The sequence below is a fragment of the Pseudonocardia asaccharolytica DSM 44247 = NBRC 16224 genome (genome assembly GCF_000423625.1).
Taxonomy (GTDB): Bacteria; Actinomycetota; Actinomycetes; order Mycobacteriales; family Pseudonocardiaceae; genus Pseudonocardia; species Pseudonocardia asaccharolytica.
The window spans coordinates 179108-185816 of sequence record NZ_AUII01000007.1 but is presented as its reverse complement, the minus strand read 5'-3'; the positions used below and the strand labels follow the sequence as shown (position 1 = coordinate 185816).

The following is a 6709-nucleotide window of genomic DNA, read 5'->3' as shown; positions in this document are numbered from 1 at the left end:
CGGCGAGTTCGATGTTGAGGGTGTCGAGGTCGGTGATGCGCCGGTGCAGGCACTGGCCGGTCAGCGCCGAGAGTTCGATCTCGGCGATGTTGAGCCAGGAGCCGTGTCGGGGGGTGTGATGGATCTCCAGTCGTTGTGCCAGGTCGAAGGCGGTGGCGGGGTCGAAGGTCTCGTAGAGCGAGCCGATGGTGTGGGTGTTGAGGTTGTCCATGACCAGCACGACGGTCTCGGCGTCGGGGTAGTCGTGGGTGAGCAGGTGGTGCACCTGGCGGGCCCAGTCGGTCTTGGTTCGCTGCGGTCGGGCGTCGACGCGGCGCCGGCCGCGCAGGGGTTCGACCCAGACGAAGATCGAGCAGGTGCCGTGGCGGACGTACTCGGAATCTTCTCGACGGTCGTGCCCGGGGGCGGCGGGGATCGGGTCGCGGGCGGCGGCCAGGAGTCGGTAGGGCTTCTCGTCCATGCACACCACCGGCCGGCGGGGATCATGGGGGCGGGCGTGGACGGCCAGCACGTCCTCCATCCGCGCGGCGAACTCGGCGTTGGCCTTCGGCGGGATGGCCCAGCACTTGTTCAGATGAGGACGCAGTTTCGTTTTTTTAACACCCGGCCGATGGTGGAGTGGTCCAGGTCGGGCAGATCCTCCGACAGGGCGACGTGCCGCTCCAGCAGCCGCAGTGACCAGCGGGAATAGCCTTTGGGTGGGGTCGAGCGGGCCAGCGTGATCAGCCGGGCCTCGACCTCCCCGGTCACGATCGGCGCCACCGGCGGTGTCTCACGCGGTTTGCGGCCGATCGTGGCCGGTGTGTCGCCCCCGGTCTCGGCGAACCGCTTCGCGACCACGCGCACCGTGTTCGTCGAGGTCGCGACCCGCTCCGCGATCACCGCCCGATCGGGCACCGGGCCGGCGTTCTCGTCCAACTCCAGCAACACCCGTGCCCGCATGATCATCCGCGCCGGGTGGGCGCCGGTCGTGGTCAGCTTGACCAGGAACTCGCGATCGGCGGCCGACAAGCCGACGGGGAATACCTTCGGGCGAGGCATCGTGGGCCATCCTCTCAGCGGGAGACGCGAACTGCCGAGAACCGATACCCCAGATGAGACAATTTTTAGCAGCGACGGTCTACTAGCAGATGGGTCCCACAGGGCCGGCGCAGATCGGCGTGATCGCTCCCGGATGTCCACATCCGGTGCCGCTCATCCACAGGCGCCCTGCTCGGACTCCCGCCGCGGCGAGATCGTCGCGAGCATCGGGGCGTGGATCTCCTGACGTCCGCCGCCTTCGCCGCCTGTGGCGCTTCGGCCGGGGCGGCCGCCCGGCTGCTGCTGGCCCGGATGCGGCGCGGAGCGCGGGTCCCGCCGCCCTGGTGCGAGGCGGGGGTGGCGCTGCTGTGGGGCCTCACCGGCCTGTCCTGGGCGGCCGGTGGGCTTCCCGCCCGCTGGCTGCCGGTGCTGCTCGGGCTCGGCTGGCTGGCGGTCGCGGGAGCCGCGGTCGATGTGCTGGCGCACCGGCTGCCCGATGCGCTCACCGGGCCCGCCTTGCCCGCGGTGCTGCTGCTGCTCGTCCCGTTGGGGACCGCGGTGCTGCTGCGGGCGGTGGCCGGCGCGGCCGTGCTGCTGGTCGCGCACGCCGCCGTGCACGTGCTGGCGCCGGGCGCTCTCGGCGCGGGTGACGTCAAGCTCGCGGCCACGCTGGGAGCCGTACTGGCGGCGGCATCGTGGCCCGCGGTGCTGCTCGGCGTGCTGGGTGCCGCGATGCTCACCGGGCTGGTCGCGGTGGTCGGTCTGGGCTGCGGGCGGATCGGCCGCGGGGCGACGGTGCCGCACGGTCCCGCGATGCTCGCGGCCGGCTGGCTGGTGGTGGCAGGCTCGGGGCTGGCCCTGGGGCCGGGGTGAGAGGATGACCCGCGTGTTGCGTTGGATCACCGCCGGGGAGTCGCACGGTCCCGCGCTGGTCGCCGTGCTCGAGGGCATGGTCGCCGGCGTCGAGGTCACCACCAAGGAACTGGCCGCCGAGCTGGCCCGGCGCCGGCTGGGCTACGGCCGCGGCGCCCGGATGAAGTTCGAGGCCGACGCGCTCGAGGTGATCGGCGGGGTGCGCCACGGGGTGACCCAGGGCGGGCCGGTGGCGGTCCGGATCGGCAACACCGAGTGGCCCAAGTGGGAGACGGTCATGGCGGCCGATCCCGTCGACCCCGGGCTCATCGCACATCGCGCCCGGAACGCGCCGTTGACCCGGCCCCGGCCCGGCCACGCCGACCTCTCGGGCATGACCAAGTACGGCTTCGACGACGCCCGCCCGGTGCTGGAACGGGCCAGCGCGCGCGAGACCGCGTCCCGGGTGGTGCTCGGCACCGTGGCCAAGGCGTTCCTCACCCAGGGCTTCGGGGTCGACATCGTCTCCCACGTCGTCGCCCTGGGGGCGGCCGAGGCCCCCGACGGCGTCCTGCCGGGGCCGGGTGACCTCGAGCGGATCGACGCCAACCCGGTGCGTGCCTTCGACCCCGCCGCGGCCGAGGCGATGATCGCGGAGGTCGACACGGCGCAGCGGGACGGCGACACCCTCGGCGGGGTCGTCGAGGTGATCGCCTACGGCCTGCCGGTCGGTATCGGCTCGTACGTGCAGGCCGACCGGCGCCTCGACGCCCGGCTGGCCGGCGCGCTGATGAGTATCCAGGCGATGAAGGGCGTCGAGATCGGCGACGGCTTTCGCACGGCGCGCCGCCGCGGCAGCGCCGCGCACGACGAGATGGTGCCCGGCGATCCGATCCGGCGGCTGTCCAACCGGGCGGGCGGTATCGAGGGCGGGATGACCAACGGCGAGCCGGTGCGGGTCCGGGTGGCGATGAAGCCGATCTCCACGGTGCCCCGCGCGCTGCAGACCGTCGACGTCGCCACCGGGGAGGCCGCCCGGGCCATCCACCAGCGCTCCGACGTGTGCGCCGTGCCCGCGGCCGGTGTCGTCGCGGAGGCGATGGTGGCGCTCGTGCTGGCCGACGCGGCGCTGGAGAAGTTCGGCGGGGATTCGCTGCCCGAGACGGTCCGCAACCTGAAGGCGTATCTGGCGGCCGCGAGCGGCCCCGCGGAATGAGCGAGGCGGAATGAGCGAGGCGAGGACCGGCACGCCGCCCCCGGTGATGGTCTTCGTCGGCCCGCCCGGGTCGGGGAAGAGCACCGTCGGCAGGGTCGTGGCCCGTCGGCTCGGTGTCGGTTTCACCGACACCGACGCGTTGATCGAGGCACGGGCCGGCATGTCGATCGCCGACATGTTCGCCCAGGACGGCGAGGAGGCGTTCCGGGCGGTCGAGCGTGAGGTCGTCGCCGCGGCGCTCCGCCAGACCGACGGGGTGCTGGCGCTGGGCGGCGGCGCGGTGCTGTCCGCGGCCACCCGCACGGCCCTGCGCGGCCATCGCGTGGTGTACCTGGCGGTCGGGCTGGCCGACGGGCTGCGCCGCACCGGGATGTCCACCGCCCGGCCGCTGCTGGCCGGGGTGAACCCGCGCGCGACGTTCCGGGCCATGCTGGAGGCGCGGGTGCCGCTGTACCGCGAGGTGGGGACGGTCGAGGTCGACACCGCACGGCGCAGCGCCAATCAGGTCGCGAGCGCGGTCCTCGCGGCGCTGGCCGACCCGGCCCTCGGTGAGCTGGCGCTCGAGGTGCCGTCGACGGCGCCCGAGCCGCGGCCGGGCGACGCGCTGGACGGGCCCACCCCGCGCGACGAGGTCCCGCTGCCCGATCCGGTCCTGCGCGAGGCGGCCCCCGACCCGGGGCCGCGCTCCTCCGGACCGGGCTGACGTCGCCGACCGGGGTGCCCGTCCAGCGCGTTCGCGGTCGCCGTTAGGGTCACGGGCCATGAGCGGACCGGTGCGGATCGAGGTGGCCGCCGAGCGGCCCTACCAGGTGCTCGTCGGTCGCGACGTGCGCGCGGAGCTTCCCGGGGTGATCAGCGATCGGGCCGCCACGAAGTCCCTCGTCGTCCACCAGCCCGCGCTGGCCGACGTGGCCGGGGCCGTGCGGGGCGAGCTCGAGGCCGCGGGTGTGCAGACCCAGCTGATCGAGGTGCCCGACGCCGAGGAGGGCAAGTCGCTCGCGGTCGCGGGCCGCTGCTGGGAGGTCTGCGGGCAGGCGGGGCTGACCCGGCACGATGTCATCGTCGCCCTCGGCGGGGGCGCGGTCACCGACCTGGCTGGCTTCGTCGCCGCCACCTGGATGCGCGGGGTCAGCGTGGTGCACGTGCCGACCACCCTGCTGGCGATGGTCGACGCCGCGGTCGGTGGGAAGACCGGCATCAACACGGCGGCCGGGAAGAACCTGGTCGGGGCGTTCCACGAGCCGTCCGCGGTGCTCGTCGATCTGGCCACACTGGACACGTTGCCGCCCGCCGAGATCGCCTCGGGAATGGCCGAGATCGTCAAGGCCGGGTTCATCGCCGACCCGCTGATCCTCGATCTCATCGAGCGCGATCCCGCCGCCGCGCTCGACCCGGGCGGTGACGTCCTGCCCGAGCTGGTCCGCCGCTCGATCCAGGTGAAGGCCGACGTGGTCGGCGCGGACCTGCGGGAGTCGCACCTGCGGGAGGTCCTCAACTACGGCCACACCCTCGGGCACGCCATCGAGCACCGCGAGGACTATCGGTGGCGGCACGGCGCCGCGGTGAGCGTGGGCCTGGTGTTCGCCGCTGAGCTCGCCCGCGTCGCGGGGCGCCTCGACGACGCCACCGCCGACCGGCACCGCGCGGTGCTCACGACGCTCGGGCTGCCGGTGTCGTATCCGTCCGGGGTGCTGCCCGAGCTCGTCGAGACCATGGCCGGGGACAAGAAGGCCAGGGCCGGGCTGCTGCGGTTCGTCGTTCTCGACGGGCTTGCCAAGCCCGGGCGGCTGGAGGGCCCCGACACCACGTTGCTCGAACGCGCCTACGCGGCGATCAGCGGCGCGCCGGCATGAGCGCAGGCGAGGTCCCGTCCGCCGTCCGCCCGGTCCTGGTGCTCAACGGGCCCAACCTGGGCCGGCTCGGCACCCGGGAACCCGCGATCTACGGCTCGACCACCTATCCCGATCTGGTCGCGCTGTGCGAGCGGGCCGCCGCCGAGCTCGGGCTGCTGGCCGACGTCCGCCAGACCGACCACGAGGGTGAGCTGCTCGGCTGGCTGCACGCCGCCGCAGACGCCGGGACGCCGATGGTGCTCAACGCGGCCGGGTGGACCCACACGTCGGTGGCGCTGCGCGACGCCTGCGCGCAGCTCACGGCGCCGCTGATCGAGGTGCACATCAGCAATGTGTATCGGCGTGAGGAGTTCCGCCATCACTCCTATCTCAGCGCGGTGGCGACGGGGGTGATCGTCGGGCTCGGCGTCACCGGCTACGTGCTGGCGCTGCGCTGGATCGCCGAACACGCCTGACGGGCGCGGCCGCGACGCCGCCGTAGGGTGAGCGGCATGCCGTTCCCGATCCGCCGTGCGGCGCTGCGCGAGCTGCTGCGTGCGGCCGACCTGGACGCCCTGCTCGTCACCGACCTGGTCAACGTCCGCTACCTGACCGGTTTCACCGGGTCGAACGCCGCGCTGCTCGTGCACGTCGACGGCGACGCCGGGAGCCGGTTCGGCACCGATGGCCGCTACCGCCTCCAGGCCGGCGCCCAGGCCCCGGACCTCGAACCGATCATCGAACGGGCCTGCGCGCCGGCCCTGACGGCGGATGCCGCCGAGCGCAGGGTCCGGAGGCTCGGCTTCGAGTCCGACGCGGTGACCGTCGACGCCCACGCCGTGCTGGTCGACGCCGCGCCCGGGGCGCGGCTGGAGCGGGCTCCCGGCCTGGTGCAGCGGCTGCGCCGGGTGAAGGACGCCGAGGAGATCGCGGCGGTGCGCGCCGCGTGCGCCGCCGCCGACGCTGCGCTGGCCGATCTCCTCGCCGCAGGCGGGCTGCGGGCCGGGCGGACCGAGCGCGAGGTCGCGCTCGACCTGGAGAACCGGATGCGCGCCCACGGCGCCGCGGGTCCGGCCTTCGAGACGATTCTCGCCGCGGGGGCGAACTCCGCGGTCCCGCATCACCGCCCGACCGACGTCCCGCTGTGCCGGGGCGACCTCGTCAAGATCGACTTCGGGGCGCTCGTCGACGGCTATCACTCGGATATGACCCGCATGTTCGCGCTCGGCCCCGCCGCCGCGTGGCAGCGGGAGCTGTACGACCTGGTGGCGTCGGCGCAGGCGGCCGGGCGGGCGGCGCTGGCCGCGGGCACGCCGGTCCGCGAGGTGGACGCAGCGGCGCGGGAGGTGATCGTCGCGGCCGGGCACGGGGAACGGTTCCCGCACGGCCTCGGGCACGGGGTCGGCCTGCAGATCCACGAGGCGCCCGCGCTCTCGGTGGCCGGGACGGGCGAACTGGCTGCGGACATGGTCGTCACCGTCGAGCCGGGCGTCTATCTCGCCGGGCGGGGCGGGGTGCGCATCGAGGACACCCTCGTCGTCCGCGTCGACGGTCCGGACCCTCTCACCCGCAGCGCCCGCGCGCTCGTCGAGGTGTGACCCACCCGGCTCGCGAGCCGGGCCGTGCGGTCCGCGCACCTCGCGCAGCGGTATTCTGGTTGCTGGCATGCTGGCGCCGCCGCTCTGGTGGCGTCCGTTCCGAGCACACCCCGGACCGCGGGCGGTGCCGAGCCCTCGGACACGAGGACCCGCTCGCCCCCTGCGCGCCCGCATCGACTCAGGGAGAGACC

General features: G+C 74.3%; 8 protein-coding genes. 6 read left to right on the top strand and 2 right to left on the bottom strand.

All coding sequences use genetic code 11. From position 1 onward, the window contains the following. Positions 1-556, bottom strand: a 556-nt coding sequence (locus tag G567_RS34135) for an IS630 family transposase (protein WP_245585628.1), incomplete at its 3' end; no start/stop codon positions are given. Positions 557-570: 14 nt separating this feature from the next. Continuing rightward, entirely contained in the window at positions 571-1041 is a 471-nt protein-coding gene (locus G567_RS35455) for a helix-turn-helix domain-containing protein (protein ID WP_028930036.1), read from the bottom strand. 213 nt (positions 1042-1254) lie between these two features. On the opposite strand from G567_RS35455, the gene G567_RS28130 reads away from it, so the two are divergent. From G567_RS28130 to G567_RS0110985, 6 genes are read left to right on the top strand one after another with little or no spacing between them, the layout of a single operon-like run. Beyond that, the gene (locus G567_RS28130; RefSeq protein WP_037056755.1) at positions 1255-1893 is read left to right on the top strand and encodes a prepilin peptidase; all 639 of its coding nucleotides are present in this window, start codon (positions 1255-1257) and stop codon (positions 1891-1893) included. Between the two features lie 13 nt (positions 1894-1906). Next, on the top strand, positions 1907-3088 hold the full coding sequence (gene aroC, locus G567_RS0111005) for a chorismate synthase (RefSeq protein ID WP_028930035.1): 1182 nt from the start codon (positions 1907-1909) through the stop codon (positions 3086-3088). Between the two features lie 10 nt (positions 3089-3098). After that, positions 3099-3791: a shikimate kinase gene (locus G567_RS0111000; protein WP_028930034.1), complete on the top strand. Its 693-nt coding sequence runs from the start codon at positions 3099-3101 to the stop codon at positions 3789-3791. Positions 3792-3849: 58 nt separating this feature from the next. Next, positions 3850-4941: a 3-dehydroquinate synthase gene (gene aroB / locus G567_RS0110995; protein WP_028930033.1), complete on the top strand. Its 1092-nt coding sequence runs from the start codon at positions 3850-3852 to the stop codon at positions 4939-4941. After that, positions 4938-5396: a type II 3-dehydroquinate dehydratase gene (gene aroQ / locus G567_RS0110990; protein ID WP_037056754.1), complete on the top strand. Its 459-nt coding sequence runs from the start codon at positions 4938-4940 to the stop codon at positions 5394-5396. The genes aroB and aroQ overlap by 4 nt, the downstream gene beginning before the upstream one ends. 36 nt (positions 5397-5432) lie before the next feature. Further along, positions 5433-6518, top strand: a complete 1086-nt coding sequence (locus G567_RS0110985; RefSeq protein WP_028930031.1) for a M24 family metallopeptidase — start codon at positions 5433-5435, stop codon at positions 6516-6518. Positions 6519-6709 lie beyond the last annotated feature (191 nt).

Bases quoted from the DNA above. Each gene is read 5' to 3' on its own strand.
- G567_RS35455 (WP_028930036.1), bottom strand. From the start codon at position 1,041: ATGCCTCGCCCGAAGGTATTCCCCGTCGGCTTGTCGGCCGCCGATCGC.
- G567_RS0111000 (WP_028930034.1), top strand. From the start codon at position 3,099: ATGAGCGAGGCGAGGACCGGCACGCCGCCCCCGGTGATGGTCTTCGTC.
- aroB (WP_028930033.1), top strand. From the start codon at position 3,850: ATGAGCGGACCGGTGCGGATCGAGGTGGCCGCCGAGCGGCCCTACCAG.
- aroQ (WP_037056754.1), top strand. From the start codon at position 4,938: ATGAGCGCAGGCGAGGTCCCGTCCGCCGTCCGCCCGGTCCTGGTGCTC.
- G567_RS0110985 (WP_028930031.1), top strand. From the start codon at position 5,433: ATGCCGTTCCCGATCCGCCGTGCGGCGCTGCGCGAGCTGCTGCGTGCG.